This is a genomic window from Actibacterium pelagium (assembly GCF_002285415.1).
GTDB classification, from domain to species: domain Bacteria; phylum Pseudomonadota; class Alphaproteobacteria; order Rhodobacterales; family Rhodobacteraceae; genus Actibacterium_B; species Actibacterium_B pelagium.
On record NZ_NSBU01000006.1, the window covers coordinates 293,610 to 319,216 of the forward strand.

Consider the following 25,607-nt stretch of genomic DNA (forward strand, 5'->3'; position numbering starts at 1 on the left):
AATCACCCGCGATATTTGCTTAGCAACATAGAGCCATTGGTCCCGCCAAAGCCGAAGCTGTTGGTCATGGCAGTGTCCAGACCGGCGTTTTCTACCAGTTTGGTGGCAATCTCACCCTCGTTGATCGACTCGTCGAGGGTTTCGACGTTGATCGACGGGGCGATGAAATCACCGTCCAGCATCAGAAGGCAGAAGATTGCCTCTAGCGCGCCAGCGGCACCCTGTGCGTGGCCGGTCAAAGATTTGGTCGAGCTGATCGGGGGCACGCTGCCTTCGCCAAAGATGCGACGGACAGCGGCCACTTCGCCCGCATCCCCAACCGGGGTCGAGGTACCGTGGGCGTTGATATAGCTGATCTTGCGATCTTCGGGCAGGGTGTCCAGCGCCAGACGCATCGCACGCTCGCCACCTTCACCAGAGGGCGCGACCATGTCGTGGCCGTCAGAGGTTGCGGCAAAGCCGGTGACCTCGGCGTAGATCTTGGCGCCACGCGCCAGTGCGCGGTCCAGTTCCTCCAGCACGACGATGCCGCCGCCGCCGGTGATCACGAACCCGTCACGGTTGGCGTCAAACGCGCGCGAGGCTTTGTCGGGCGTGTCGTTGTACTTGGACGACATCGCGCCCATCGCGTCGAACAGGCAGGACAGGGTCCAGTCCAGTTCTTCGCCACCGCCAGCAAACATGACGTCCTGCTTGCCCATCATGATCTGCTCTGCCGCGTTGCCGATACAATGCAGCGAGGTCGAGCAGGCCGAGGTGATCGAATAGTTGATGCCCTTGATCTTGAAGGCCGTCGACAGGTTGGCCGAGATGGTCGAGGACATGCACTTCGGAACCGCGAAGGGGCCGATACGCTTGGTCGCGCCGGTCGACAGTACGGTTTGATGTGCGGTCAGCATTGCGCTGGTCGACGGGCCGCCGGAACCGGCAACCAGACCGGTGCGCGGGTTCGAAATATCGTCTTCGCCCAGACCGGAATCGGCAATCGCCTGTTGCATCGCGATATGCGCGTAAGCGGCACCCGGCCCCATGAAGCGCAGGGTGCGCTTGTCGACATGTTCCTTGATATCCAGCTTCAGCGTCCCGGCGATCTGGCTGCGGAAACCGTGCTCTGCCATCTCGGGCGAGGCGACGATGCCGGACTTGCCCGCTTTCAGCGACGCGATAACTTCTTCCGCGTTGTTCCCGATGGACGACACAACGCCCAGACCGGTGACGACTACTCGACGCATATGCGTTCTCCTGCGATTGGGGCCGGGGCCTTAGGCCTCGGACAGAGCGACTTTCATGTCTTTGACTTCGTAGGCCAGTTCGCCATCGATTTTCACGATGCCGTCGGCCACACCCATGGTCAAGCGACGGGTCTGTACCGCCTTGGTGAAGTCAATTTCATAGGTCAGCAGCTTGCTTTCGGGGCGGACCATGCCTTTTAGCTTCACCTCGCCAACGCCAAGCGCGTAGCCGCGCCCTTGCCAGCCGCGCCAGCCAAGGTTGAAGCCGGTCAGCTGCCACAGACCATCCAGACCAAGACAGCCGGGCATGATCGGGTTGCCGGGGAAGTGGCATTCAAAGAACCACAGGTCCGGGGTGATATCGAATTCTGCCAGAACGTGGCCTTTGCCGTGTGCGCCGCCATCACCCGAAATATCGGTGATGCGGTCCATCATCAGCATGGGCGGTGCGGGCAATTGCGCATTGCCGGGGCCAAACAGCTCTCCTCGCGCGCATTTCAGCAGGTCGTCCTTGTCAAAGCTTGTCGGAAAGTCGGCCATACCGGTTTGCCCCCTCATTTTTTAGTTCCGCCGTTGCTATCTCACTACCACCGTCTGAGACAAGCCTGCAAGTGGCCCCGCACCTTGGATTCATTGCAAAATACATTGTGGATCAGGAGAATTCCGCCCTATATAAGAGGGACATGGCGAATTTGAACCTGAACCTGAACGACGAGGCCCTTGTGATGGGGGGCAAATGGCTGTCCGACGCGGACCTTCGGCCAACCCGTCAGCGCGTCGCATTGGCGGCTTTGCTGGTTGGTGATGGTCAGGATCGGCACGTCACGGCCGAGACCTTGTTCGAGGCGGCAAGTTCATCTGGTGAGAAAGTTTCGCTGGCCACGGTCTACAACACCCTTCGCGCTTTCTGCGATGCAGGCCTGATGCGAGAGGTCGTCGTCGATGGCGCGCGCAGCTATTTCGACACCAACATGTCGGACCACCCGCATTTCTTTTGGGAAGACGAAGGTCGCCTGACCGACGCCCCCAAGGATGAGTTGCAGATCGTCAACTTGCCAAAGGCACCGGATGGCGCCGAAATTTCCAAAGTCGACGTGGTGATCCGCCTGCGCAAGCAGTGACAATCCGCTGGGCGTCTAGCCTTCGATCTTCTTCCACATGAAAACCAGATCCAGCCAACGGCCGAATTTTGTCCCGACTTCGGGCAGGGGGGCGCTGGCCTGAAACCCAAGTTGTTCATGCAGCCGGATCGAGCCTTCATTGCTAGCGTCGATCCCGGCGATCATGATGTGAACTTTCGCCTCTTCGGCCTTGGTAAGCAGGGCGTGCATCAAGTGACGGCCCAGACCCAGACGTTGATGGTCTGGATGGACATAGACCGAATGTTCGACCGTGTGGCGATAGCCCTCATGCGGGCGCCACGGGCCGTAGGTCGCATAGCCGGTGACATGGCCTTCCGCGTTTTCGGAAACCAGAATGGGAAAGCCCGCGCCTTGGCGTTCCGTGATCCAGTCTTTTCGGTTTTGGACGTCGACGATGGTCTCGTTCCAGATCGCGGTGGTGTGGGCCACGGCGTGGTTGTAGATTTCCGTGATGGTTTCAGCGTCGGCCAACGTGGCGGGGCGAATGATTGGTGCTGGTGTCATGTCTCGGCCTTTGTGTCGCGGCGCAGAAGGTAGATATCCATGATCCAGCCGTGCTCTTCGCGGGCCTTTGCACGGGTCTCGATGATGGTATCAGCGGCTTCTGACAATGGGCCGCTAAGGGCGATTTCATTGGCCATGCCCGCATAGGCAGACCACCAGATATGCACGCCTTGTGGGTCGATGGCCTGAAACGAGCATTCGCCGTCCAACATGATAATCAGCGTATCGACGCCCTCGGGCCAGCCATGGTCGCGCAGATTGCGGCCGGTGGTGACGGTAAAGGGCGCGCCGATTTCATTCACCGGAATCGCGTGGGTGGCGGTCAGCGCCTGCATCGAGGTGATGCCGGGGATGACCTGCACTGTCATCTCGATCTGGTTTTGAACACGTTCGGCGATGCGCAGGGTGCTGTCGTAAAGCGAGGGGTCGCCCCAGACCAGCAGCGCGACTTTCCCGCGGCGGCCCAGATGAGACAGGATTGTCCCGGTCCAGACGTCGGCAATCGCATCGTGCCAGTCGTCCACACCGTCTTTGTAGCTGGGGTTCTTCGCATCGCGAACTGGCAGGTCGAATTCGGCGATCTCTACCGCCGGGTCAGTCAGCATTTCTTCGCATATTGCGCGGCGAAGCCCGGCAAGATCGCCTTTGCGCGGTCCCTTTTTGGGGATCAGCACCAGATCAACCCGGTTCAGAGCGCGGATGGCCTGAAGGGTCATATGCTCGGGGTTGCCGGTGCCAATCCCGATCAGGGTCAGTTCAATCATCGTGGGGCCTTAAAAAGAAACGCGGCCCCGATTTGGGGCCGCGTCACAGGAATTGTCAATCAGTCTCAGGCTGCGGAATGCAGGCGCGAGGTGAAGATCGGCGAGGTCGTGCGCAGCGCCTTTGCTGCGGCCAGAACGGCCAGATCCACGACCGGCTCGATCACGACGACCAGCATGTAGGATGCGGCAAAGGCCGACACAGCGGTGATGTTTTCAACGCCAAAGCCCTGACCATAGAAGGCCCAGAAGCCAACCCAGGCGACAACGCCGCCCTGATAGGCAGTCGAAAGCGCCAGCGCCTGCTTGTAGGTGATGTCCACATAGGCGGTGTTCGGGGCGATCAGACGCTTGGCCAGATACTGCAGCGCGAACAGCGGGGCCAGCAGGGTGGTGACGTTCATGCCATACTGCGGCAGGTCAAACGGTGCGACCAGAACGCCCTGCAGCAGCAGGCCTGCGGCCAGCGCCAGCGCGGCGGGCGCGGCACCGAACATCAGGAACAGGGTCGACCCCAGAATGAAGTGAACTTCCGAGACGCCGACCGGGAAGTGCGGCAGAATCTGGAAGAAGCTGAAGACCATCGCGGTCGCGATGACGGTACGTGCGGCCAGTTTGCCCAGACCCGACGCTTTGACAGAGTCCCAGACCTGTTTTGCGCCGTAAGTTGCGGCACCGGCAGCGGTGGCATAGCTTAGTGCGATTTTTGCGCCATTCACGACGCCCGGTTCGATATGCATATTCGTTCTCCTAGCCGTCACACCCGACGGCGGTTGATAGTGTCTCGAATGGCCGGTCTCCTGACTTGCGGCTCTGGCGCGGTCCTTTCCCTTCCCGTCGGCGGACCGACAGTGGGTATGCAAAGGACCGCTTGCCGCACACAGTCGCGGGGGCGGTTGGGGCTTTGGACGCCGCGATTTGGTCCGTCCTGTCCCCATTCCCGTTTCAGTCCCGGCGCTTTGCACCTTTGGGACACCATACGTCCTTCCATATGCCGTCAGAAATGAAAGCCGGTCAATCACGAATTCGTTCTGACCCTGTGTCGAAACCGGTTCTGTAGGGTCCAAAAAGCCACAAAAGAGGCCAATTCGGGCGTTAGAGGTGTGGTGGGGCTTGAGCCATTTGTCGCATCAACCTAATTCAGCCCCAAACGGAGAAGAGGCCACGCAATGACAGCAAAAGTTTTGGCGTTCCTGATGGCGGGAACCGCGCTGATCGGAACACCCGCGAGCGCAATAGAATTTGAAGCGGCACACGCTGATTTCTCCTACTCGACTTTACGTGATGAGGCGGATGGACATCGCTTTGGCTTAAACATGGGCGCTGAATATCAAGTCTTGTCGGGGTCCAATGTTCAACTGAATTCAGGCCTGAACTACTACAATGGTGACGACAATTGGCAGGGGGATCTGAGTGCTCATATGATCTATACCCCGCTTGAGACCTTCGCACTTGGCGGATATCTTGGCTACGAAGGTTTCGCTGGATACAACACTTTTTTCGGCGGCTTGGAAGTGCGTGTCGATCTGGGCAATTTTACGGCTCAATCCTATTTCCAGAAGGGTATTGCCGACGGCGAAGAACTTAATACTTGGGGTCTGAGGGCGCGTTATACCTTGTCGCCAGGTTTGAGCATCGGTGTATTCTACGATAGTGCAGAGTTCCCCGGTGCGACCAACTATGGTCGTTCTGGCTTGGGTGTCGACTATCGCATTGACAGCGGGTTCGCCGTTTTCGCGAAGGCGGGTCGGATTGACTATTCTGAAAGCGGCGGCCGGAACGATACAGATTACGGATTTATCGAGATCGGTGGTCGGGTCATTTTTGGCGGCAACGGTCAGACCACATTCGACAAGCGCTCTGTTTTCGGTGTGGCGCAGGGTCAGTCGCGGCCTAACCTCTAAGCCCATTCAGATAAGAATGACGAAACGCGTGGGCCTTTGGCTCGCGCGTTTTTCGTAGGGATCAGTCGGCCAGCGGTCCGTAAAGGATCAGCGCAGGTACATTGCCCGACGCGTTTTCCAGCGTCTTGGCCATTTCCCCGATGGTGCTGCGATGCAGTTTCTGATCTGGGGTCGAAACCGCTTCTGCCAGCATGGCAGGTGTGTCGGCGGACATGCCGTTTTCCATCAACAGCGCCGCAAGCTCTGCAAAGGTGCGCTTGCCCATGTAGACCACGGTCGTGGCGTCGGGATCGGCAATCGCGGGCAGGTTCAGCGTTTCGGGCAAACCACCTGTCACATCCGCCCCGGTCAGGAACTGGACACGACGAGAGCTGTAGCGACGTGTCAGCGGGATATTCGCCGCCGCCACTGCGGCAGTGGCAGAGGTCACACCCGGCACGATTTCAAACTCGATACCATTTTCGCGCAGGGCGGTGATTTCTTCTTCCAGCCGCCCGAAGATGCTGCAATCTCCCGATTTCAGCCGCACGACCTTTGCGCCTTGCTTGGCATAGTCGACCAGAAGCTGGTTCACATGGTCTTGCTTGGCAGAAGGACGCCCAGCCCGTTTGCCAACACCGACCATGTCGGCCTCGGGGTTGGCATAGTCCAGGATCGGGCCCGAAGAGAGGTCGTCATACAGAACCGCATCCGCCTTTTTCAGGCGATCCACCGCTTTCAGCGTCAGAAGCTCGGGGTCCCCGGGACCGGAAGATACGAAACTGACGAAGCCGCTCATGTGGCCCTCGCGATCAGGTGAAAATAGGTGCCGGTGGCATTCCCACGGCGCGAGCCTGTCTCTGGCACCATTGCACCATTGGCGTCAACCACTTGCGCAAGCGGGGCGTCAGGTTGGTCGAGGATGGTAGAGTAGTGAAACTCGTGCCCGCGAAGCCGTGTTCCGGTTTCAAATCCGGGCGTGGACGCTTGTAGCGTCGCGTGACGATAACCCAGATGCATCTTCCTTTTTTCATAGGAGGTGACCAAACCCAGAAGGCCAGCCATCTGGTGGCGAGTGCCTTCCTTGTCGACCAAGGCCGCCCCCATTGCCATATAGCCCCCGCATTCGCCATGCACCGGGCGGGTTTCGGCAAAGGTTTGCAGGCCAGTCCGGAAGGACGCCGCAGCCGCGATTTTACCCGCATGCAGTTCGGGATAGCCTCCGGGCAGCCAGCAGACATCGGCGCTGTCGTCCGGGGCTTCGTCAGCCAGCGGAGAGAAGGGCAGGATTTCCGCGCCGGCATTTCGCCAGCCCTGCAGTAGGTGGGGATACACAAAGGAAAACGCCGCATCACGGGCCAAGGCGATCCGTTGTCCGGGCGGGTTGATGCCAAAGCTTGCAGGGGTCAGCTGCGTGTCCCGGGCTGCGGCCTGTATGGACTCTAGGTCGATGTGCTCGGCGACAAAGGCAGCGGCTTCTTCCAGAATACGTTCTAGCTCTGGCTGTTCCTCGGCTTGAACCAGACCCAAATGGCGTTCCGGCAATTCGATGGTCTTGCGGCGGGGCAGGGCACCCAGAACCGGAATGCCTGCGCGGTCCATGCCGTCGCGCACCAAGGCCTCATGCCGGGGCGAGGCGACCTTGTTCAGCACAACGCCAGCCAGTTTTACGTCTTCTCGCAAAGAGGCAAATCCAGTTGCGACGGCGGCAGCCGATTGCGCCTGCCCCGAAACGTCAAGGACCAACACCACTGGCCAGCCGGTCAGCGCGGCCATATCGGCGCTTGCGCCGGTGCCGCATTCGCCCGGGGATGCCACCCCGTCGAACAGCCCCATAGAGCCTTCGGCTAGTACCAGATCGCAGCCTTCCGCTGCGCCAAGCTGCGCGCCAAGCTGATCTTGGCTCATGGCCCAGCTATCCAGATTGACCGAAGGACGTCCGCTGGCGGCACGGTGGAAGGCCGGGTCGATGTAATCGGGCCCACTTTTGAACGGTTGCACGGTGACACCTGCGTTGCGCAGCGCGCGTAGCAGACCCAGCATTAAGGTGGTTTTGCCGGTGCCAGAAGCCGGGGCTGATATCAGCAGACCCCGCGTCATTCGGTGCCCTCTGGAAAGCGCGGCTCGGTGCCCACGGGGCGATAGCGGCGGTCATAGTCGCCTGCATAGAGGCAGCTTTCGTCGAATTCTTCCGCGCCGATGGCGTGGCCGACCATGATCAGGGCTGTGCGCCCGCGCTCGCCCTGTGTGGCGTCGATGATCGTTCCAAGCGTGGCCTTGATGATTTTCTGATCGGGCCAGCTGGCGCGCCAGACAATCGCCACCGGACAATGTGCGCCGTAATGCGGGGTCAGGTCTTCTACCACGCGTTCCAGAACGTGAACCGACAGATGCACCGCCAAGGTCGCGCCGGTTCGCCCGAAGTTGGCCAGTGTCTCTCCATCCGGCATAGTCGAAGCGCGGCCCGAGGTACGGGTCAGGATCAGCGACTGCGCAACGCCGGGCAGGGTCAGCTCTGCCCCAAGTGCGGCAGAGGCAGCGGCAAAAGACGGAACCCCCGGTGTCACGGCATAGGGGATGTCCAGCGCGCGCAGGCGGCGCAGCTGTTCGCCCATCGCGGACCAGACCGACAGGTCACCAGAGTGCAGGCGCGCGATGTCATGCCCTTGCGCATGGGCAGCGGCGATTTCGTCGATGATTTCGTCCAGCGACATGGGCGCGGTGTTCACGATCCGCGCGCCTTCGGGGCAGTGCGACAGGATTTCTTCTGGCACCAGCGATCCCGCGTAGAGGCACACCGGGCAAGACGCGATCAGGTCGCGCCCGCGCAGGGTGATCAGGTCGGCTGCGCCGGGGCCTGCGCCAATGAAATGCACGGTCATGTGTCGGGTCCTTCTGCAATAGCGGCGGTGGCCAGCCCGTCTGCCGAGATGACCCGTGGCCCGGTCAGCCGCGCGCCGGGGCGGCTTGCGGCCAAGGCGGCGGCCTCGGCCACCGAACCGATCCCAAAACGGGATTGGATCGTGGGGGACTGGGTCAGGGTGGTTTGGGTGGCCAAAATGTCTTTTGGGGTTTCGATAAGGGGAAGCCCAAGCGCATGCGCAAACTCTTGCACAGCGGGAAGGGCTGCTTTTTCAGGCAATGTCGCCAACCGGTCGGCGTTTCCACCGGCCTTGTGCAATGCATCCTGTAATGAGGCAATGGTCACAGCGCCCCGGCATCCGATCCCGGCGGTTCTCATGTCGTGACGCTCCATTGGGTGACCGGGCGGGCGGGGGTCCAACCGCGCATAGAGCCCAGAGGCTGGACTTCAGACAGTTCCACACGCAGCAGATGGCCCCCTTTGGCTGCGTGCCATTCGGCCAACAGGGTTTCAGTATCCAGCGTGACACCGTTGACCACAAGGCGGGTACCTGCCGGCAAACGGTCCCAAAGCGCGCTCAGAAGGTCTTTGTTTGCACCGCCACCGATGAAAACCGCATCGGGGTCGGGCAGGTCGGCGAGGGCCTCGATAGAGGGGCTGACAGTCAGCTCCATCCGATGGCCAAGGCCAAAGCGCTGGATGTTCTGGCGAATGTTTACGGCGCGGTCTTCGCGACGTTCGACGGCATAGGCGCGGGTGCGCGGCGCAGACAGACACCATTCGACCGAGATCGAACCAGAGCCTGCGCCAAGATCCCAAAGTACCTGCCCGGGGCTTGGGGCAAGAGCCGACAGCGTCATGGCCCGGACCGCTTGCTTGGTGATCTGCCCGTCATGGGCAAAATAGTCGTTATCCAGACCGCTGGCACGCGGCAGGCCCTTGGAACCGGCTGGGGTTATTGCAACGGAAACGGGGGCCTGAACGTCTTTCAGGTCGAAAGTTTGGGCTTTTGCTGCGCGTACATTCTGTCTTGGGCCACCAAGGGCTTCGAGAACGTGCAGCGTCGAAGGGCCAAAGCCATTCGCGGTTAGCCAACTGGCCAGTTCCCCAACCGCAGCCCCATCGCGAACGGTCGCGATGATCTTCTGCCCGGGGCACAGTACGGGGGTAAGTTGTTCGAACGGGGCCGCATGCAGACCCATGCACAGCGTCTCTTCCAGCCGCCAACCCAAAGTGCTGGTGGCCAAGGCAAAGGTGGATGGCGCGGGGATCGCTGTCCATTCGCCGGGTTTCAGCGCGTCGGCGAGGGTGCTGCCCGCGCCGAACCAGAACGGATCGCTAGATGCCAGAACGACGACCTGTTTACCGCGCGCTTCCAAAACGGGTGTGATCGCGAAAGGGATCGGCCATGGTTGGCCCTTGTCACCTGCAGCGACCAGTTCCAGATGCCGGGCGCCACCGATCACCAGATCGGCGTTTTCAATCGCCTCGATGGCGGCTACACCTAGGTCGGCTTTACCGCTTTCGGTCAGGCCGATGATGGTGACCCAAGGATCAGACATGACGCGCATCCTTCTGCTCGGCGGCACGACAGAGGCCCGACGCATGGCCAAAACCTTGGCCGAGGCTGGGCTGGACGCGGTGTTTTCTTATGCCGGGCGCACCAACAATCCGATGGCGCAACCGATCCCCACACGTATGGGCGGGTTTGGCGGCGTAGCCGGGCTGGTCGATTACCTGCGGGCCGAAGGCATTACCCATGTTATCGACGCGACCCATCCCTTTGCCGCGCAAATGAGCAGCAATGCAGTTCACGCTTGTGCCGAGGCGGGCGTAGCGCTGACCGCGTTGGAGCGCCCCGCTTGGGCGCCCGAAGCCGGTGACAACTGGCAGTTTGCGCCAAATATGGACGGCGCTTTGGCGGCTTTGCCTGATGACCCGACGCGGGTGTTTCTGGCGATCGGTCGGTTGAACCTCGACCTTTTCGCGGCGAAGCCGCAGCATCACTATCTTCTGCGCCTTGTGGATGCGCCCGTCGCGCCATTGCCCCTGCCCAACACGCAGGTGGTTGTGGCCAAGGGGCCGTTCACGTTCGACAGTGATCTTGCCCTGATCAAGGACCACGGGACACAGCTGATCGTCGCCAAGAACGGCGGCGGCGCGGGCGCGCGGGCCAAGCTGGATGCGGCGCGCGATCTTGGCCTGCCAGTGATCATGATCGACCGCCCCGCCGTTCCCGAACGGCAGGTTCTGGGCACCGTGCCCGAGGTTATGGCGTGGCTGGATCAAGAGGCCGACCGGGGGGTATAGACCCACCGTCCGATGCGTTTCGTGCCCCGGCTGCCGACAATGACCATGGTGCGCATGTCGGCCATTTCTTCCGTGGCTTCACCCAAAGTGACCGTCGTGATCTCTTCTTCCGGCTTGGTGACCGATTTGGCGAAGCTGATCAGGGTGTGCGGACCGAGTTCTTCACGCAGAATATCCAGCGCAATCCCGAACTGATGCGGGCGACTTTTGGAACGCGGGTTGTAGAAGGCCATCGCAAAGCCACCCCGCGCAGCCATGCGCAAACGGTGTTCGATCAGTTCCCACGGTTTTAGGTTGTCCGATAGGTTGATCGCCGCGAAATCATGGCCCAAGGGCGCACCGATATGGGCGGCGGCGGCCAGCATGGCGGTGATGCCGGGCAGGACGCGAATGTCGAGATCCAGCCATTCTTTCGGACCGGTCTCCATCGCTTCGAAAACAGCAGAGGCCATAGCGAAGACACCCGGGTCACCCGAGGATACGACGACCACGCGTTTTCCCGCCTGCGCCATTTCCAACGCGTGGGTGGCGCGGTCCAGTTCAACGCGGTTGTCGCTGGCGTGCAAAGTCAGGCCGTCGCGGGGTGCCACCCGTTTGACGTAGGGGATGTAGCCAACGATGTCGGTGGCCTCATCCAAAACAGCGCGAACCTCGTCCGTGACCAAGGCCTCGTCCCCCGGGCCAAGACCCGCAATGATCAGCCAGCCGCTCATGGGCGTCGACCCTGACCGTGGACAAGGACGATGGCGAAATAGGGGACCTCGTCAGTCATCTCTGCCAGTTTCCTGACCTGTTGGCCCGGCATGGTGCCCTGTTCGACGATCCATGCGTCGTCCAATCGGCCGGCGGTTTCCAGGGCGCGGCGCAGTTTGGGCAGGTTGCGGCCAATTTTCATGACGACCAAGGCGTTGGTTTCCTTGGCACGAGTAACCAGTTCCTCTTCCGGCAGGGTTGCCATCAGAACCGTCATCACGTCGTCGCCCCAGGTGATCGGCATATCGGTGGCCGTCCAGCAGCCGGACATGCCAGTGATGCCGGGCACGACTTCGACCTCGGCCTTGCCTTGCAGACGCGAGTGCAGGTGCATGAACGAGCCATAGAAGAACGGATCGCCTTCACACAACACGATGACATCGTCGGTTTTGGAAAGCTCTGCCAGCCGTTCGGTCCAGTCCTCATAGAATTCCGACAGGATACGGTTGTACTCGGGGTCGCTGAAGTGGATCTCGGTCGTGACGGGATACTCCATCGGGTATTCTGCTGCGCTCTCGGGCATCACCCCGTTCACAATCTGACGGGCTTTGCCTTTGCGGCCGGCCTTGCGGAAAAAGGCCACGTGGCGCGCGTTCGTCAGCAGGCGATGCGCCTTGACGCTCATCAGGTCCGGGTCGCCGGGGCCGAGGCCGATACAGATGACTTTGCCCATTGGTTATTCCTTCCGGCTGGCCAGCGCGTTGATCGCGGCAACGGTGATGGCCGACCCGCCAAGGCGGCCTTCGACGATCATAGAGGGAACGGGCAGGTCCTGCATCAGCGCATCTTTGGACTCGCGCGCGCCGACAAACCCCACGGGGCAGCCGATGATGGCGGCGGGGCGGGGGCAGTCAGGGTCTTCCAGCATATTCAACAGGTGGAACAGCGCCGTTGGTGCGTTGCCGATCGCGACGAGCGCACCTTCCAGCTTTGGGCGCCAAAGTTCGACCGCGGCGGCAGAGCGCGTGTTGCCCATCTCTTTCGCCATGTCGGGCACGACGGGTTCACGAAGGGTGCAGATTACTTCGTTGTCCGCGGGCAGACGGGGGCGCGTGACGCCTTCTGAAACCATATAAGCGTCGCACAGGATCGGTGCGCCGTTTTGCAGGGCTTCCCGGGCCACCTTTGCCATGCCGGGCGAAAAGCGGACGTGTTCTTCCAGCCCGACCATGCCAGCGGCGTGGATCATGCGGACGACAACGCCTTCTTCGTCGTGATCGAAGCGTTCCAGATCGGCCTCTGCCCGGATCGTGGCGAAGCTTTCCTTGTAGATGGCAGCGCCGTTGGTTTCATAGGTGTGGGGCATTCAGGGCCTCTTGGATTTGGTCTTGGGTCAGACCGGTCATCGCGGGCGCATCTTGGGCGCGGCCGTTGCGGATCAGGTCGTATTCGTCAGGGGCGGTGGCGACAAGGGTGATATCGCAAACGGTCGGATGCGCGCATCCCTTGGAGCAGCCCGAGACATGCAGGTGGGTGTTTGGCGCTATCGCATTGGCGAGCCTGCGGGCCAGCGGGCGTGTTTCGCCAATCGCTTGTGTGCAGGCGGGGGCGCCGGTGCAAGCGGTTACTCGAAGTCTGGGGTCGTCGCTTTGGGTGATCAGATTGTCCCGCCCGTTGGCAAAACTGGTTCGCGTCGGCCCAAGGTCAGGCGTTACGTCCCCTTGCTCAAGAAGCAACATCCGCCATGGGGTCACGCGAATTGGGCCGAGTGCGGCCAGTTCCGAAAGCAAATCAGCGTCGATTTGGCCGAATTCAAATCCGACCAAAGCTCCGGTTTTTGTCGCGCCGGGGTGCGCGCTGAAGGAAGACTGGCATGCTTTCGTCTTGCACATGACCTGCGGCATCTGAACCCCGCTGGCCAAATGCTTGGCCATCCGGCCTCTGCCATCTGGCGCGCCACCGGTTCCAAGGAACCAGCTTGCAAGTTCCAAAGCGGCCTCTGCAGCGGTGCGTTCGGTCACAGGCATTCCGGTTTCACCGCCATCAGCGCGGCAGATCAGACCGTCTGCATTGCGTTCAATCCGGATGTCGGCAGAGACGTCCTGCAAAACGGGCGACGGCCCGCAATCCACTGCGAAGCCGAATTTGCCGGGAAGCGCTGGTGCGTCCGGGCCGGCCAAGCCTGTTTCAAGCGCCGCTGCGATCTGACAGGTCTCATCCACGCCAGTCCAAAAGGGTGTGACCGTGATATTGCGCCGCGCTTCCAAGGCCGCGTCGTCGTCCACAAGGCCAAGGTCCCGCAAACCGTCGATCAGAGCGGAATGGGAGGCCTCTGTTACCCCGCGTAGCTGAACATTCGCGCGCGAGGAAAGGTCGATCAGCCCGTTGCCAAAGCGGCGCGACAAGTCGGCGATCCCCATTGCCTGTTCCGCGGTAAGGCGCGCCAATCGCGGCCGAATGCGCACGACCAGACCATCACCCGACATCATCGGACGCAGGGCACCGGGGCACCAGCCTTTGATCTCGGGCGTGCTCATGATGCCCTCAACGAGGCGGCGATGGAATTGCGGCGGGTGATCCACAGGCCCGCGTCGGCAAGTGCCTGGAACCGGTCGCGCATGGCTTGCAGGGCTTGGGGGTTCTCGCGCTCCATGAACTCGACCAAATCGTCACGGCCCAATGTGGCGTCGTGGTAGAGGTCGAACAGATGCGGTGGAACGACCTGCGCCAAATGGGCAAAGGCGGCCATGTGATCCAGCGTGGCGGCGATCTCGGCCGCGCCTCGGAACCCGTGGCGCATCATGCCGTTGGCCCAGTCGGGGTTGGCGGCCCGGGCGCGGGTGACGCGGGCGATTTCTTCGGGCAGGGCGCGGGCTTGCGGCGCGTCGGGGCGCGTGGCGTCCATGTGATAGAGCGCCGGGGCCTTGCCGCCCAGTTTGGCGACAGCGGCAGCAAACCCGGCCTCATGCGCGGCATAGTCCGAGGCCAGCAGGATATCGGTTTCCGGCATGTCCTGAATGTGGACGAAGCTGTCAGCCTGGGTGACCTTGGCTTCCAGCGCAGCGCGATCGTGATGCGACTGTCCCTGCGCGTCGATCGCCCAGTCAGAAGCCGCTAGCCAAGCCTCTCCGGCAGCCGCGCGTGCCTCGTCAGAGTAATCATCAAGGTGGTCGGCCATGGCCAACCCATAGAGGCCCGGCTTTGGGCCGAACACGCGTGGGGTGGCGGATTTATAGGGGTTGTCGGCCTCGGTTTCTTCCCGCTCCGACAGCGCGGCGCTGGCGGCTTCGAACATCTGGGCAAGGCCCGGGAACACATCGCGGAACAGGCCTGATACGCGCAGGGTGACGTCGATGCGCGGGCGTTTGAGCAGCGCCAGCGGCAGGATCTCGAACCCGGATACCCGTTCTGATCCCTCGTCCCACTTGGGCTCTAGGCCTGCCAGATGCAGGGCCATCGCGAATTCTTCGCCTGCCGTGCGCATGGTGGCAGAACCCCACAGGTCAATCACCAGCCCCTTCGGCCAGTCACCATGGTCTTGCAGGTGACGGCGCAGCAATTCCTCGGCCAGTTTCACGCCTTGGGCATAGGCCGCGCGGGACGGGACCGAGCGTGGGTCGGTGGTGTACAGGTTCCGGCCCGTCGGCAAGACGTCTTCGCGGCCTCGGAAGGGCGAGCCAGAGGGGCCAGCGGTGACACGCTGGCCGTTCAGGGCGGTCAGCAGGCCGTCGGTTTCTGAAGTTCCACAATCACCGGTGCCAAAGATGTGCAACCCGTCGCCGTATTGGGATTCTTTGATGTCACAGACAAATTTGTCGATGCGCGTGATCGCCTCGGCCGGGCTGGCGTCGGGTGTCAGGCCTAGGTCACCCTCGACGCCCGTGCCTTGCGCCTCGGCTCGGATGTCGGCGATCAGACGGTCGCGGCGCGCGGGGTCAAGGCCGTCTGCGGTCGAGTATTCGTCCAGCAGGTGTTCCAGCCGTCCCATGTTTTCGGGCAGCGTGGTCTGCGACAGGGGTGGCGGCAGGTGGCCGATGGTAACCGCACCAATGCGGCGCTTGGCCTGCGCAGCCTCGCCCGGGTCGTTGACGATAAACGGATAGATGACGGGCGTAGCACCCAGAAGGGCCTCGGGCCAGCAGGCGTCAGACAAGGCGACGGATTTGCCGGGCAGCCATTCCAGCGTGCCGTGGGCGCCCATATGGATCAGCGCATCGATGCCTTGGGCGCGCAGCCAAAGATAGAAGGCGACATAGCCATAGCGCGGGGTACGCGACAGATCGTGATAGTCGTCGTCGCGGGTGGTGACTTCGCCACGTTCGGGCTGTAGCGCGATCAAGACTTTGCCGCGTCGCAGGGCCTTGAAGTGAACTTTGCCGTCGCTCACGGCGGGGTCCTCTTCTGGTGCGCCCCATGCGGTATGCAGGTCATCCTGCAGGGTCTCGTCAAGCGAGCTTAGCGCCTCTTTAAACGCTTGCAGGTCCCAAGACAGCGTCTCGGTCAGCAGGTCTTGGCCAAGGCGCGCACCGCATTCGGTGTCATAGCCAGCTACGGTCAATTGATCCAAAACGGCCTCGGTAGAGGCCAAGGCATCAAGCCCTACGGCATGGGCGAGGTTGTAATCGCGGCCGGGATAGGTCGACAGGACCATCGCAAGTTGGCGGTCCTTGGTCTGGGTGTTGGACAGGCTGTGCCATGCGGCGACCTTGTCGGCGATCATTGCAACGCGGTCGTTATCCGCCCGATGGGCGAAGCGCGAATACTGTAGGTCCGGGTCTTTCTTGGCGGGCTGCTTGAAACTGGCAACGCCAGTCAGGATGCGGCCGTCAACCTCTGGCAGGACGACATGCATGGCAAGGTCTGCGGGTGACAGGCCCCGTTCGCTCTCAGTCCATTCCTTGCGCCGGTTGGTGGATAGCGCGACCTGAAATACGGGGCAGGTGCCCGCGTCCAAGGGGGATGGCGCGCCGTCAGAGCCTTGGGCCGAAAAGGCCGTTGCGTTCACGATGGCGGAGGGTTGCAGATGCGCGATCTGTTCCCGCAACCAGTCTGCAGCAGCGGGGGTTTTCAGTGACGGGGCGAAGGCCCCGAAGGCCGCGAAACCTTTGTCGCGCAATGCTTTGATCAAGGCGTCTACGGGCGCAGTGTCGGCCGATGTCAGGTACGAGCGATAGTAGGTGACCAACGCCAATGGTTTGGTGTCAGGGTTGATCTCTGACATCGCGCCGTCTTCGGGGGTGTAGAAACCGTAGTCGGGGACAGATTTCTTGCCGATGACGGGTTTGGCGTAAAGCCCTGCGGCCAATGCCAGTTGCGCCAATGCGGCTTGGGCGGCAACCGCCCCGCCGGTGTCGCACAGCGCCTGCAAACGGCGCAGCGTGCTGACGGGCAGGGTGGATAGCTCGTCCAGCGCCGGATCCTCGCGCCCATCTGCGGGTAGCACGGCCAGCGCGATGTTGTTGCGACGGGCGAGATCTTGCAGCTGCATGAGCCCGTAAGACCAATAGCTCTCGCCACCAATCAAACGAACCAGAATGCCCTTGGCCGCATGCAGTGTGTTTTCGACGTAGGTGTCGACCGAGACCGGGTGGCGCAGGGCCACGATATTGGCCAAGCGACAAGAGGGCAGGTCGCCCTCTGCCCGATGCCAGCCCGCCTGAAATGCACCAAGATCACTGTCGGAATAGGACAACACGACCAGATCGGCCGGGTCCTGGCCGAGGTCAAAGGGCGTGTCGGTTTCCTCCAGCCCGTGGGATTCACGGAAGATAACGTGCATGTGCTGGCTTTAGGCCTCCAGGATCTCGCGGATCTTCGCGGCGTCGATATGATCGTGTTCAGCGATGACCACCAGATGGGTCTGGCGCGGCGCATCGCCCCATGGTTTGTCGTATTGCGCGCGCAGACGCTCGCCCACGGCTTGAACCAGCATGCGCATCGGCTTGCCTTCGACCGCGACGTAGCCTTTGACACGAAGGACGTTCAGCTCTTGCGCCAGACGGATGATGTTGGCTTGCAAGGCGTCCGGGTCGACGACCTCTCCCATCTCGACGACGATCGTGTCGAAGTCGTCATGTTCATGGTCGTGGTGACCGTCGTGATGGCTGGGGCGCGCGTCAAGATCGTCTTCGGCGGCGGCCCCCAGCCCAAGGATCAGGCGGGGATCGATGTTGCCGTCGGTGACGGCGATCTTGGGCAGGTTGCGCGGGGTTTCTGCATCCACGACCGCTTGAGCCTTGGCCATGGTCTCTTCGTCGACAAGGTCGGCCTTGGTCATCAGAACGATATCGGCGCAGGCGATCTGGTCTTCAAAGACTTCGGACAACGGGGTGTCGTGATCCAAGCTGTCATCCGCTTCACGCTGGGCTTGAACGGCGTCGACATCCGTGGCGAACTGACCTTTGGCGACGGCCTCAGCATCGGCCAAAGCAATCACGCCATCAACGGTGATGCGCGAACGGATCGCGGGCCAGTCAAACGCTTTCAGCAGTGGTTTAGGCAGGGCAAGACCGGAGGTTTCGATCAGGATATGCTCGGGCGCCTGAGGCATGGCCATCAGCGCTTCGATCGTCGGAATGAAATCATCGGCTACGGTGCAGCAGATGCAGCCGTTCGCCAGTTCCATGATGTTCTCTGCCGGGCAGTTCTCATCCGCGCAGGATTTCAGGATCTCTCCATCGACGCCGACGGTGCCGAACTCGTTGACCAAAACGGCAAGGCGTTTGCCTTGCGGGTTCAGCATCAGGTTGCGGATCAGAGTGGTTTTGCCCGAGCCGAGGAAGCCGGTGATCACGGTGACGGGGATTTTGGACAGGTCGGTCATTTGGTCTCCTGCGGAGGAATGCGGGCAAGGGATTGTTTGCGGAAAATCACGGGGCGCTCGCGCCACGGCACAAGGCCATCGTCGGTCGCGTCATAGGCTTTGGCACCGGCAAGGATGTCTTCGACATGGTCCAGCGTCAGGTGGCCGTAGACATAGGTCCATTTCTCGTCGCCCCCGGACAGAACCATCGAGCAACCGTTATCGCAGGCCGACAGGCATTCGACAGGGCGGATGGTGACGCCGTCAGGCAGGTCTGCCGCCAGCGCATCATAAAGCTTTTTGCCGGGGCGATCGCCATCGGCTTCGACAGGACGTCCGGCACGGCAAGTGGTGCAGACAGTCAATACGGTTCCGGCCATCAAAGCCTCTTTGTCTTTGGACGTGGGGATTGCCAGCGCGGACCATCGGACCTGTCACCGACGCGAAACACCCCGTTCGCCCGTTGCGGTTTGGTGCTGGCAGGTCTCCCGGCTTGCAAGGTGGCTTGGCCCGGGCCCCGGCCTTCCCGACATTGGTCAGTGGCGCGTGGGACCCATCCTTGGTCACGGTCGCGGGGGCGGCTGCGCTTGGGCCAAAAGCCTATCGCATTCCCTCTTCGCCTGTCATAGACAGGAACCAGCGATGCCTCACCTGAGGCATGACCCCCCTGCTTGTCAAGCGAAGGATGCGCCATGACCGACCCAGTTAAGAGCGATGAGGCCCGCCACGCCACCAAGATGGCCAAGAAGAAGGCCGCCCGCGACAAGATCATGGCCACCAAAGAAGGCGAGAAAGGCCTGATCATCGTCCATACCGGGCCGGGGAAGGGGAAATCCTCGTCCGGATTTGGTATGATTCTGCGCTGTATCGCCCATGACATGCCTTGCGCTGTGGTGCAGTTCATCAAGGGCGCGTGGAACACTGGCGAGCGCACGCTGATCGAAGAGAAGTTCCCGGATCTTTGCCAGTTCTATGCCATGGGCGAAGGGTTCACATGGGAAACTCAGGACAAAGCACGCGATATCGCGGCGGCAGCAAAGGGCTGGGAAAAGGCCAAGGAACTGATCCGCGACGAGCGCAACAAGATGGTCCTTCTGGACGAGATCAATATCGCGCTGCGCTATGACTATCTGGATATCAACGAAGTGGTTGAATTCCTCGTGGAAGAGAAACCCGCGATGACCCATGTCGTTCTGACTGGCCGCAACGCCAAAGAAGAACTGATCGAGATCGCCGATCTTGTGACAGAGATGACCTTGGTCAAACACCCGTTTCGCTCCGGCATCAAGGGACAAAAGGGCGTGGAGTTCTGATGGTCAAGAAGCGTCTTCTAACCGAGTTCGGCATGGGCACCAGCCTGCGCCGCCAGGACTATACCGAGGCCGCAGTGCGCGGTCTGCGTGATGCGCTGTGGCACAACTCGATTAACTTGGCAGAGCTGTTTGGCCGCCCCAAGGGCGACATGCTGATTGATGTCGAGGTCGGTGTGCAGCAGCCCGATCAGATCGACGAAGACGCGCTGTTGGCTGAATTTCCATATGGCCAGCCCTCTTTGAAGGTTGTCAAAGGTGGGCTGGATGTGCCGCGCCCGGATGGCAACCCGACTGTGATTGCCAATGTCGCGATTTCGGTTTCCTTCGAGATGGGGGAAGAGGCATGAGCGATCGGCGGTTCATCATCGAAATGGGTATGGGCAATGACCAATACGGTCAGGACTATACCAAGGCTGCAGCCCGCGCGATCGAGGACGCGATCCGACACAGCTCGATCCCGATGTTTGGCGCGCTTGGCATGGATCACTCTCAAATGCGAGTGCAGGTCACCGTCGGCGTACAAGAGCCTGACAAGGTTGATTGCGCTGTGCTGGCGGCAAAGCTGCCTCGTGGGCAGGCCACCGTGACAGCGACCTTCGGGGGGCTGAATGTCACCAATCCAGACGATGGCAATGTGATCGTCATTGCAAGCGCCGCGGTCGAGGCGTTTTTGCCGTTTCAGGGCTGACCCATGACGCGCGCGGTCATGATCCAGGGGGCGGGCTCGAATGTGGGCAAGTCCTTGCTGGTGGCGGGGCTTTGCCGTGCCGCACGTAAGCGCGGGCTGAAGGTAGCGCCGTTCAAGCCGCAAAATATGTCCAACAATGCAGCCGTCACCGCCGACGGGGGCGAGATTGGTCGTGCGCAGGCCTTGCAGGCGCTTGCATGCGGGTTGGAGCCCATCACGGATATGAACCCCGTACTGCTGAAGCCCGAAACCGATACCGGCTCTCAGGTGATCGTACAGGGTAAGCGCCTGACGACGGTGCGGGCGCGCGACTACGCGGCGCTGAAACCGCAATTGATGAACTCAGTCTTAGACAGCTTCCATCGCCTTAAGGCCGAAAACGATCTGGTGATTGTCGAAGGCGCGGGTAGCCCGGCAGAGGTGAACCTGCGCAAAGGCGATATCGCCAATATGGGGTTTGCGCGGGCTGCGGATGTGCCGGTTGTTCTGGCAGGGGACATCGACCGGGGTGGCGTAATTGCCCAGATGGTCGGAACGCAGGCCGTTCTGGACGCGGGCGATGAGGCCCAGATCGCGGGCTTCCTGATCAACAAGTTTCGGGGCGACCCACGGCTGTTCGATGATGGTTTCGCCCTGATTGAACAGCGGACGGGTTGGGCAGGTTTCGGCGTTCTCCCTTATTTCGATGCTGCCCATAAACTGCCGGCCGAGGACGCGCTTGATCTGTCCAGCCGTGCTTCGGATGGCAAATTGCACGTCGCCTGTCTGGTCCTGTCGCGCATTGCCAATTTCGATGATCTGGATCCGCTTGGACAAGAGCCAGAGGTGAAGCTGACCATGGTTCGGGCCGGAGAGCCGATCCCGGGGGATGTTGATCTGGTGATCCTACCGGGCAGCAAGTCAACCCGAGGTGACTTGGCCTTCCTGCGGGAACAAGGCTGGGACATTGACCTGTCTGCACATGTACGGCGCGGCGGTTTTGTTCTGGGGATTTGCGGTGGCTACCAGATGCTTGGTCAGTTGATCCGTGATCCAGAAGGCATCGAAGGCCCGGCGGGTGAGATGCCGGGGCTGGGCCTGCTGGACGTCGCCACGACGATGACGCCTGACAAACGCCTGACCCGCGTCACCGCCAAACACGCGGCCAGCGGTTCAAACGTTCAAGGCTATGAAATCCACATTGGGCGCACCGATGGCGCGGACCGGGCCCGACCTTTCGCCTATGTCGACGGCCAGCCCGAAGGCGCCGTGTCGGCGAATGGAAAGATCATTGGCAGCTACCTTCACGGCCTTTTCTCTGACGACGGGTTCCGGTCAGAGTTTCTTGACACTCTTGGTGTCAGTGCGGGGTCTCTTGCTTATGGTGCCGAGGTCGAAAAGACGCTCGACGCGCTAGCGGATCACATGGAAGCAAACATTGATGTCGATGGCTTGTTGAAGGTCGCGCGCTGAGGTTTCGGGCCTACCGAAAATCCCATTCCCGTCGGGTGTTTTCCTGCCACCCTTTGCGGTGCAGCAGCGGCGTGTCGTCCTCGAATTCGGGGTAGCCGATACAGAGATAGGCCGTGAACACCCAGTTTTCAGGGGCGTCCACGATCTTGGTGACGCGATCAGGATCAAGGATCGACAGCATGCCAACACCAAGGTTCAGGCTGCGGGCGGTAAGCCACATAGCAAAGATCGCCATGGCGGTGGACTGCTGCAATGTCTCGGGCATGGTGCGCCGCCCCAACCTGCGGCCTGCTTCCGGATCAACCGCGGTGAAGACCGCCAGTTGTTCGGGCGCGTTGTCCAGACCCGCCAATTTCAGCTTCAGATACTCAACTCGGGTTGCCGGGTCATAACTGTCAGCTGCCTCGGAGTTGCATCGCAGGAATTCTTCGCGAATGGCGGCGCGCCGCTCTGGGCTTTGGATGCGCAAGACGCGCCACGGACGGGCGTTGCCGACAGAGGGCGCGCGCTCGAAGGCGTCTTGAAGCATCTCGAAGGTTTCAGGCGGGATCGGATCGGTCCGGAAATGGCGGGTGTCGCGGCGCCATGTCAGGATGTCTTCCAACGTCTGCGTGTCTTCGGGGGTGAACTTCACGACAGCGCCTCCTTCAACCGGTCCCATTCATTGATGGGGCCCGGCAGGCCCAAGCGGATCAGGGTTGGCGACCACGGGAAGATGCGTGACCAAATCTGGTTCTGGGCCAAGGTTTTCTGGGCCTCTTCCGCCGATGAGGTGTCGTAAAGCCGGAACAACTCTGTCCCGCCGACAAGCGTCCAGCCAGCCTTCGTTGCGATATCGTCCATAATCGCGGCCTCATTTCGAAGCCTCTCGGTCGTCCGCGCTGCCCATGTCTTGTCGGCTAGGGCCAGCCGCCCAATCTCGATAGCCGGGCCCGAGATGGGCCATGGGCCTGCAAGTTCTGACAGGCGCGCCAGTGCGGCCTTGGGTCCAAGGATGAAGCCAAGGCGCAAACCGGCCAGACCATAGAACTTGCCGAAGGACCGAAGGACGAACAGCCCATCGCGCCCCGCATCGGCAGCCAAAGACAGGTCTGGCTGAGGGTCAGCAAAGCTTTCGTCTACGATCAGAGTGCCAACAGTCTTGGCCAGTTCCAGCAAGGTCTCTGGCGAGTATCGGTTCCCATCGGGGTTGTTGGGATTCACGACGACGGCCAGTTCGGCGCCCTCTAGTTGGCCCAAGGTCGAGACATCCTGAACCTGCCAGCCAGCCGAAAGCAAAGAGGCACGGTGTTCATTGTATGTCGGGGCCAGAACGCGGGCGTGACCGGTTTCGATCACGGTCGGAAGCATCTGGATCGCGGCCTGGGCGCCAGCGACGGGCAGCATCGGGGCCGAAGTGCCATAGGCGGCTTGCGCGGCGGCAATCAGGCCTTCGGTGGCCTGACGTGTCGGCAGCTTTTGCCAGATGTCGGTCGGAAGGGGCGGAATAGGATAGGGAACGCGGTTGATCCCGGTAGACAGGTCGATCCAGTTTTCCTGTGCGCCACCAAAGTGACTGACGGCCCAGTCAATGTTTCCGCCGTGATCCCGCAAGTCATCGCTCCCCGTTCAGACAAGCGCCATTAGCCCGATCATTGCCGACATGGCAAGCATGGCGCGGCGGTAAAGCGCCAGCCCACGCCACAGATCAGCAGCTTTCGGGTCGGGGCAAGTTGGGTTCACATAAGGGTCTTCTGTGGGTTTGCCGTCATATACTCTGGGGCCGGACAGGCGCACGTCAAGGGCACCGGCCATCGCGGCCTCGGGCCAGCCAGCATTGGGTGACCGGTGGTGCCGGGCGTCCTTGACCATGACCCGGATCGCGGTGATTGGTCGGGCCGATGTCAGGGCGAACAGAAGGCCGGTCAGACGCGCCGGGACCAGATTGACCAAGTCGTCAAAACGAGCGGCGGCCCACCCGAAAGCCTCATGTTTTTCGGTTCTGTAGCCGATCATGGAGTCCAAAGTGTTGGCAGCCTTGTAAGCGGCGATTCCCGGCAGTCCCAATAGCAGGCCCCAGAAGATGGGCGCCGTGATCCCGTCCGAGGTGTTCTCTGCCAGACTTTCGACCGCAGCGCGCGCGATACCGGCCTCGTCCAGTTGCGAAGGGTCGCGGCCGACGATCATCGCAACTGCGTGGCGGGCGGCTTCAATGTCTCCTGACGCCAAGGGGCGAACGACGGCAGCGACATGATCGTGCATCGACCGTGTTGCGACCAAAGGCCACGCGAGAATACCTGCGACGACGGCACGCGGCGCACCTTCGGGGATGAGTGATAGAATGGCAAAGGCGATTCCAGAGACCAGCGTGACAACAAAGGCGGCACATAGAAGTCCCGTCAAGCAGCGGGTTGTCTTGCGCCAACCCGGGCGGTTCAGGGCCTTGTCCAGCCGCGCAATCAGCGCGCCGATCCATGTCACCGGATGCCCGATCCTACGATAAAGCGGGTCCGGCCAGCCTAGGGCGGCATCAATCGCCAGCGCGATCAGCATGGACAGCGCTGTCATTGGTTGCCTCCGGCCTTAAAGGTCACCAAGCCGCGCAGCCCTGCGTCCAGCAAAACGGGTTTGATGTTGGCCGGAACGGTGCCGGGGGCAAAGATCAACCCGCGGGCCGAACCGGTATGGGCGATCACCATGCCAAGGGCGCCGGTTCTTGCGATCAGGTCGTCGGTCGGATCATTGCTTCGACCCCTCAGGGCAAGGCAACGCCGCGCGGATTCTGTTGCGATATCGGCCAGCGCGGATGGGTCGCTTTTCCCGCACGCTTTAGAAAGCTCGGGGGTCAGATCGGCGATATCGGGGAACAGTTCGTTTGCGGGACACGTGCGCTCTGGCTGCCCGAAGAATCCTCCGACCACGTCGAAACGGGGCAGGGGGGGCAGATGGTCCAGCACTTTGGCCCGGCGCGAAGCCCAAAGCAGTCGTCCCGGAGCCCGGTACATGATCGGATCACTGGCCCCTTCGACCGAGACACAGGCTTTTGCAATTTCGTCGGGCATTGCCTCTGGTGCGATTAGCTTTGCCAATGTGCTCAAAGATGCGGTCGAGGCCCCCGCGCCGCCACCCAAGGGCATATTCACCCGGACCAAGAACTGGCCCCGCGCGACTGTCCCCAAAGCCTTCGCCAATTGGCGTAATTGGGTCGGTGTGACCGCGCGTGGGGTCGTGCCGGTCAAGCGAAGCCCGGGTGAGGGGGACCATCGGGCTTCTGCCTGAAAGGCGCAGGATGGCAGCGTTACAAGCGCGACCGGCCCGTTGGGGCCAAGCTTGCCTTGCAGGATTTCTCCGAAGTGGCTGTAAACCTGCGCGCGACGGATTGTCATGACACGGTCCAGTTGACGCGGGTGGCTCTGTTGCCGGCCGAGGTCAGTTCGATCTGCGTCAGCGACAGGGGCTCAATGGCAAAGCTAAGAGCAGAGGGGCCAAGGTCCAGCGCCCAGGATAATGCAGCACGAATGACGCCCGCGTGGCAGATGATTGTTGCATCCTTACCGATGTGGTTTTTCAGGCCTTCGGAAATGCGGTGTCGAAGGTCGTTGAAGCTTTCGCCGTTTGGGGGTCGGTGTGCGGCTAATTCCGATGTGGCAAGCAGGCCGATATCCGGAAGTTCGCCGTAAGGTGTTCCTTCCCAGTCGCCAAAGTCCTGTTCCCAAAGTGACGGAACTTCCGTGGGCTTCAGATCAGGCCACAGCATGTTTGTGGTCTGCAGGCAGCGTTGTGCAGGCGAGGAAATCAATACGTCGGGTTGCCCTAATAGCGCTTGCAGTGCTTCGATTTGCGCAGCGTCCCCGGGGTGGGCCGGAACGTCCCTGCGGCCCGCAAGACAGCCCCCGTCCTGCGCAGGCGCATGGCGGATCAGCGACAATCTGGTCACCTTGGGTGGGGGCATTTCTGGCGTGTTTCCTCTTTTCCTTTTGTCCCG

General features: G+C 61.5%; 29 protein-coding genes and 2 riboswitches. Of the genes, 7 read left to right on the forward strand and 22 right to left on the reverse strand.

The features are described 5' to 3' along the window. Positions 1–2 precede the first annotated feature (2 nt). Both fabB and fabA read right to left on the reverse strand, forming a co-directional pair. Complete coding sequence (fabB, locus tag CLM58_RS08280; RefSeq protein WP_095595461.1) at positions 3–1,232, reverse strand: beta-ketoacyl-ACP synthase I; 1,230 nt, start codon at positions 1,230–1,232, stop codon at positions 3–5. 30 nt (positions 1,233–1,262) lie between these two features. Beyond that, positions 1,263–1,772 (reverse strand): bifunctional 3-hydroxydecanoyl-ACP dehydratase/trans-2-decenoyl-ACP isomerase, encoded by a 510-nt coding sequence (fabA, locus tag CLM58_RS08285; RefSeq protein ID WP_095595462.1) that lies wholly within the window; start codon positions 1,770–1,772, stop codon positions 1,263–1,265. 143 nt (positions 1,773–1,915) lie between these two features. Here fabA and irrA point away from each other — a divergent pair, with 143 nt between their 5' ends. Next, positions 1,916–2,353 carry an iron response transcriptional regulator IrrA gene (irrA, locus tag CLM58_RS08290; protein WP_095595463.1) on the forward strand — a complete coding sequence of 146 codons (438 nt, stop codon included), beginning with the start codon at positions 1,916–1,918 and terminating at the stop codon, positions 2,351–2,353. Positions 2,354–2,368: 15 nt separating this feature from the next. Here irrA and CLM58_RS08295 read toward each other — a convergent pair whose 3' ends face one another. The 3 genes from CLM58_RS08295 to CLM58_RS08305 all read right to left on the reverse strand — a co-directional run bounded on the left by CLM58_RS08295 (position 2,369) and on the right by CLM58_RS08305 (position 4,379). After that, on the reverse strand, positions 2,369–2,878 hold the full coding sequence (locus tag CLM58_RS08295; RefSeq protein ID WP_095595464.1) for a GNAT family N-acetyltransferase: 510 nt from the start codon (positions 2,876–2,878) through the stop codon (positions 2,369–2,371). Then, complete coding sequence (gene cobF, locus CLM58_RS08300; RefSeq protein WP_095595465.1) at positions 2,875–3,642, reverse strand: precorrin-6A synthase (deacetylating); 768 nt, start codon at positions 3,640–3,642, stop codon at positions 2,875–2,877. The genes CLM58_RS08295 and cobF overlap by 4 nt, the downstream gene beginning before the upstream one ends. Positions 3,643–3,707: 65 nt before the next feature. Next, complete coding sequence (locus CLM58_RS08305) at positions 3,708–4,379, reverse strand: energy-coupling factor ABC transporter permease (RefSeq protein ID WP_095595466.1); 672 nt, start codon at positions 4,377–4,379, stop codon at positions 3,708–3,710. A gap of 33 nt (positions 4,380–4,412) precedes the next feature. Beyond that, a riboswitch (cobalamin riboswitch) is annotated at positions 4,413–4,634 on the reverse strand. A gap of 174 nt (positions 4,635–4,808) precedes the next feature. Here CLM58_RS08305 and CLM58_RS08310 point away from each other — a divergent pair. Further along, positions 4,809–5,543 (forward strand): hypothetical protein, encoded by a 735-nt coding sequence (locus CLM58_RS08310; RefSeq protein WP_095595467.1) that lies wholly within the window; start codon positions 4,809–4,811, stop codon positions 5,541–5,543. A gap of 61 nt (positions 5,544–5,604) precedes the next feature. Here CLM58_RS08310 and cobA read toward each other — a convergent pair whose 3' ends face one another. Genes cobA through cbiT form a run of 5 tightly spaced genes read right to left on the reverse strand, consistent with a single transcriptional unit; the run spans position 5,605 to position 9,947 of the window. Then, complete coding sequence (gene cobA, locus CLM58_RS08315) at positions 5,605–6,321, reverse strand: uroporphyrinogen-III C-methyltransferase (RefSeq protein ID WP_095595468.1); 717 nt, start codon at positions 6,319–6,321, stop codon at positions 5,605–5,607. Then, on the reverse strand, positions 6,318–7,622 hold the full coding sequence (locus tag CLM58_RS08320; protein WP_095595469.1) for a cobyrinate a,c-diamide synthase: 1,305 nt from the start codon (positions 7,620–7,622) through the stop codon (positions 6,318–6,320). Before CLM58_RS08320 ends, cobA begins: the two co-directional genes overlap by 4 nt. Next, positions 7,619–8,404, reverse strand: coding sequence for a precorrin-4 C(11)-methyltransferase (gene cobM / locus CLM58_RS08325; protein ID WP_095595470.1), 786 nt, complete (start codon positions 8,402–8,404; stop codon positions 7,619–7,621). The genes CLM58_RS08320 and cobM overlap by 4 nt, the downstream gene beginning before the upstream one ends. After that, positions 8,401–8,763 carry a cobalamin biosynthesis protein gene (locus CLM58_RS08330; RefSeq protein ID WP_095595471.1) on the reverse strand — a complete coding sequence of 121 codons (363 nt, stop codon included), beginning with the start codon at positions 8,761–8,763 and terminating at the stop codon, positions 8,401–8,403. The genes cobM and CLM58_RS08330 overlap by 4 nt, the downstream gene beginning before the upstream one ends. Then, positions 8,760–9,947 (reverse strand): precorrin-6Y C5,15-methyltransferase (decarboxylating) subunit CbiT, encoded by a 1,188-nt coding sequence (gene cbiT / locus CLM58_RS08335; protein WP_095595609.1) that lies wholly within the window; start codon positions 9,945–9,947, stop codon positions 8,760–8,762. The genes CLM58_RS08330 and cbiT overlap by 4 nt, the downstream gene beginning before the upstream one ends. Here cbiT and CLM58_RS08340 point away from each other — a divergent pair. Then, positions 9,946–10,695 carry a cobalt-precorrin-6A reductase gene (locus tag CLM58_RS08340; protein WP_095595472.1) on the forward strand — a complete coding sequence of 250 codons (750 nt, stop codon included), beginning with the start codon at positions 9,946–9,948 and terminating at the stop codon, positions 10,693–10,695. The genes cbiT and CLM58_RS08340 overlap by 2 nt on opposite strands. Here CLM58_RS08340 and cobJ read toward each other — a convergent pair. The 7 genes from cobJ to CLM58_RS08375 are packed head-to-tail and all read right to left on the reverse strand — an operon-like array spanning position 10,671 to position 18,570. After that, the gene (cobJ, locus tag CLM58_RS08345; protein ID WP_095595473.1) at positions 10,671–11,408 is read right to left on the reverse strand and encodes a precorrin-3B C(17)-methyltransferase; all 738 of its coding nucleotides are present in this window, start codon (positions 11,406–11,408) and stop codon (positions 10,671–10,673) included. The two genes, CLM58_RS08340 and cobJ, sit on opposite strands and share 25 nt — an antisense overlap. Further along, positions 11,405–12,121, reverse strand: a complete 717-nt coding sequence (locus tag CLM58_RS08350; RefSeq protein ID WP_095595474.1) for a precorrin-2 C(20)-methyltransferase — start codon at positions 12,119–12,121, stop codon at positions 11,405–11,407. The genes cobJ and CLM58_RS08350 overlap by 4 nt, the downstream gene beginning before the upstream one ends. Before the next feature lie 3 nt (positions 12,122–12,124). After that, complete coding sequence (locus CLM58_RS08355) at positions 12,125–12,754, reverse strand: precorrin-8X methylmutase (RefSeq protein ID WP_095595475.1); 630 nt, start codon at positions 12,752–12,754, stop codon at positions 12,125–12,127. Beyond that, positions 12,738–13,925, reverse strand: coding sequence for a precorrin-3B synthase (gene cobG, locus CLM58_RS08360; RefSeq protein ID WP_095595476.1), 1,188 nt, complete (start codon positions 13,923–13,925; stop codon positions 12,738–12,740). Before cobG ends, CLM58_RS08355 begins: the two co-directional genes overlap by 17 nt. Further along, complete coding sequence (gene cobN, locus CLM58_RS08365; protein WP_095595477.1) at positions 13,922–17,167, reverse strand: cobaltochelatase subunit CobN; 3,246 nt, start codon at positions 17,165–17,167, stop codon at positions 13,922–13,924. The genes cobG and cobN overlap by 4 nt, the downstream gene beginning before the upstream one ends. 9 nt (positions 17,168–17,176) lie before the next feature. After that, entirely contained in the window at positions 17,177–18,211 is a 1,035-nt protein-coding gene (gene cobW, locus CLM58_RS08370) for a cobalamin biosynthesis protein CobW (protein ID WP_095595478.1), read from the reverse strand. After that, positions 18,208–18,570, reverse strand: a complete 363-nt coding sequence (locus CLM58_RS08375) for a DUF1636 family protein (protein WP_095595479.1) — start codon at positions 18,568–18,570, stop codon at positions 18,208–18,210. The genes cobW and CLM58_RS08375 overlap by 4 nt, the downstream gene beginning before the upstream one ends. A gap of 81 nt (positions 18,571–18,651) precedes the next feature. After that, positions 18,652–18,846, reverse strand: a riboswitch (cobalamin riboswitch). A 36-nt stretch (positions 18,847–18,882) separates the two neighbouring features. Here CLM58_RS08375 and cobO point away from each other — a divergent pair. From cobO to CLM58_RS08395, 4 genes are read left to right on the forward strand one after another with little or no spacing between them, the layout of a single operon-like run. Next, complete coding sequence (gene cobO / locus CLM58_RS08380; protein WP_095595480.1) at positions 18,883–19,503, forward strand: cob(I)yrinic acid a,c-diamide adenosyltransferase; 621 nt, start codon at positions 18,883–18,885, stop codon at positions 19,501–19,503. Beyond that, positions 19,503–19,850 (forward strand): Lin0512 family protein, encoded by a 348-nt coding sequence (locus tag CLM58_RS08385; RefSeq protein ID WP_095595481.1) that lies wholly within the window; start codon positions 19,503–19,505, stop codon positions 19,848–19,850. The genes cobO and CLM58_RS08385 overlap by 1 nt, the downstream gene beginning before the upstream one ends. Then, positions 19,847–20,191, forward strand: coding sequence for a Lin0512 family protein (locus CLM58_RS08390; protein ID WP_095595482.1), 345 nt, complete (start codon positions 19,847–19,849; stop codon positions 20,189–20,191). The genes CLM58_RS08385 and CLM58_RS08390 overlap by 4 nt, the downstream gene beginning before the upstream one ends. Positions 20,192–20,194: 3 nt before the next feature. Then, complete coding sequence (locus CLM58_RS08395) at positions 20,195–21,643, forward strand: cobyric acid synthase (RefSeq protein WP_095595483.1); 1,449 nt, start codon at positions 20,195–20,197, stop codon at positions 21,641–21,643. Positions 21,644–21,653: 10 nt separating this feature from the next. Here CLM58_RS08395 and bluB read toward each other — a convergent pair whose 3' ends face one another. The 5 genes from bluB to CLM58_RS08420 are packed head-to-tail and all read right to left on the reverse strand — an operon-like array spanning position 21,654 to position 25,559. Next, complete coding sequence (gene bluB, locus CLM58_RS08400) at positions 21,654–22,277, reverse strand: 5,6-dimethylbenzimidazole synthase (protein WP_229666219.1); 624 nt, start codon at positions 22,275–22,277, stop codon at positions 21,654–21,656. Further along, positions 22,274–23,236 (reverse strand): threonine-phosphate decarboxylase CobD, encoded by a 963-nt coding sequence (cobD, locus tag CLM58_RS08405; protein WP_095595485.1) that lies wholly within the window; start codon positions 23,234–23,236, stop codon positions 22,274–22,276. Before cobD ends, bluB begins: the two co-directional genes overlap by 4 nt. A 15-nt stretch (positions 23,237–23,251) precedes the next feature. After that, positions 23,252–24,190 carry an adenosylcobinamide-phosphate synthase CbiB gene (cbiB, locus tag CLM58_RS08410; protein ID WP_198950960.1) on the reverse strand — a complete coding sequence of 313 codons (939 nt, stop codon included), beginning with the start codon at positions 24,188–24,190 and terminating at the stop codon, positions 23,252–23,254. Then, positions 24,187–25,008, reverse strand: a complete 822-nt coding sequence (locus CLM58_RS08415) for a propanediol utilization protein (protein WP_095595486.1) — start codon at positions 25,006–25,008, stop codon at positions 24,187–24,189. Before CLM58_RS08415 ends, cbiB begins: the two co-directional genes overlap by 4 nt. Continuing rightward, complete coding sequence (locus tag CLM58_RS08420; protein WP_233133056.1) at positions 25,005–25,559, reverse strand: histidine phosphatase family protein; 555 nt, start codon at positions 25,557–25,559, stop codon at positions 25,005–25,007. The genes CLM58_RS08415 and CLM58_RS08420 overlap by 4 nt, the downstream gene beginning before the upstream one ends. Between the last annotated feature and the right edge of the window lie 48 nt (positions 25,560–25,607).

What these genes read in the sequence shown, in the direction of transcription:
- cobF (WP_095595465.1), bottom strand. Translation starts at nt 3,642, where the DNA reads ATGATTGAACTGACCCTGATCGGGATTGGCACCGGCAACCCCGAGCAT.
- cobO (WP_095595480.1), top strand. Translation starts at nt 18,883, where the DNA reads ATGACCGACCCAGTTAAGAGCGATGAGGCCCGCCACGCCACCAAGATG.
- CLM58_RS08320 (WP_095595469.1), bottom strand. Translation starts at nt 7,622, where the DNA reads ATGACGCGGGGTCTGCTGATATCAGCCCCGGCTTCTGGCACCGGCAAA.
- CLM58_RS08305 (WP_095595466.1), bottom strand. Translation starts at nt 4,379, where the DNA reads ATGCATATCGAACCGGGCGTCGTGAATGGCGCAAAAATCGCACTAAGC.
- fabA (WP_095595462.1), bottom strand. Translation starts at nt 1,772, where the DNA reads ATGGCCGACTTTCCGACAAGCTTTGACAAGGACGACCTGCTGAAATGC.
- cobA (WP_095595468.1), bottom strand. Translation starts at nt 6,321, where the DNA reads ATGAGCGGCTTCGTCAGTTTCGTATCTTCCGGTCCCGGGGACCCCGAG.
- CLM58_RS08390 (WP_095595482.1), top strand. Translation starts at nt 19,847, where the DNA reads ATGAGCGATCGGCGGTTCATCATCGAAATGGGTATGGGCAATGACCAA.
- cobM (WP_095595470.1), bottom strand. Translation starts at nt 8,404, where the DNA reads ATGACCGTGCATTTCATTGGCGCAGGCCCCGGCGCAGCCGACCTGATC.
- CLM58_RS08375 (WP_095595479.1), bottom strand. Translation starts at nt 18,570, where the DNA reads ATGGCCGGAACCGTATTGACTGTCTGCACCACTTGCCGTGCCGGACGT.
- cbiT (WP_095595609.1), bottom strand. Translation starts at nt 9,947, where the DNA reads ATGTCTGATCCTTGGGTCACCATCATCGGCCTGACCGAAAGCGGTAAA.
- CLM58_RS08310 (WP_095595467.1), top strand. Translation starts at nt 4,809, where the DNA reads ATGACAGCAAAAGTTTTGGCGTTCCTGATGGCGGGAACCGCGCTGATC.
- irrA (WP_095595463.1), top strand. Translation starts at nt 1,916, where the DNA reads ATGGCGAATTTGAACCTGAACCTGAACGACGAGGCCCTTGTGATGGGG.
- CLM58_RS08340 (WP_095595472.1), top strand. Translation starts at nt 9,946, where the DNA reads ATGACGCGCATCCTTCTGCTCGGCGGCACGACAGAGGCCCGACGCATG.
- fabB (WP_095595461.1), bottom strand. Translation starts at nt 1,232, where the DNA reads ATGCGTCGAGTAGTCGTCACCGGTCTGGGCGTTGTGTCGTCCATCGGG.
- CLM58_RS08355 (WP_095595475.1), bottom strand. Translation starts at nt 12,754, where the DNA reads ATGCCCCACACCTATGAAACCAACGGCGCTGCCATCTACAAGGAAAGC.
- cobJ (WP_095595473.1), bottom strand. Translation starts at nt 11,408, where the DNA reads ATGAGCGGCTGGCTGATCATTGCGGGTCTTGGCCCGGGGGACGAGGCC.
- CLM58_RS08295 (WP_095595464.1), bottom strand. Translation starts at nt 2,878, where the DNA reads ATGACACCAGCACCAATCATTCGCCCCGCCACGTTGGCCGACGCTGAA.
- cbiB (WP_198950960.1), bottom strand. Translation starts at nt 24,190, where the DNA reads ATGACAGCGCTGTCCATGCTGATCGCGCTGGCGATTGATGCCGCCCTA.
- cobG (WP_095595476.1), bottom strand. Translation starts at nt 13,925, where the DNA reads ATGAGCACGCCCGAGATCAAAGGCTGGTGCCCCGGTGCCCTGCGTCCG.
- cobN (WP_095595477.1), bottom strand. Translation starts at nt 17,167, where the DNA reads ATGCACGTTATCTTCCGTGAATCCCACGGGCTGGAGGAAACCGACACG.
- CLM58_RS08395 (WP_095595483.1), top strand. Translation starts at nt 20,195, where the DNA reads ATGACGCGCGCGGTCATGATCCAGGGGGCGGGCTCGAATGTGGGCAAG.
- CLM58_RS08350 (WP_095595474.1), bottom strand. Translation starts at nt 12,121, where the DNA reads ATGGGCAAAGTCATCTGTATCGGCCTCGGCCCCGGCGACCCGGACCTG.
- CLM58_RS08415 (WP_095595486.1), bottom strand. Translation starts at nt 25,008, where the DNA reads ATGACAATCCGTCGCGCGCAGGTTTACAGCCACTTCGGAGAAATCCTG.
- CLM58_RS08385 (WP_095595481.1), top strand. Translation starts at nt 19,503, where the DNA reads ATGGTCAAGAAGCGTCTTCTAACCGAGTTCGGCATGGGCACCAGCCTG.
- CLM58_RS08330 (WP_095595471.1), bottom strand. Translation starts at nt 8,763, where the DNA reads ATGAGAACCGCCGGGATCGGATGCCGGGGCGCTGTGACCATTGCCTCA.
- cobW (WP_095595478.1), bottom strand. Translation starts at nt 18,211, where the DNA reads ATGACCGACCTGTCCAAAATCCCCGTCACCGTGATCACCGGCTTCCTC.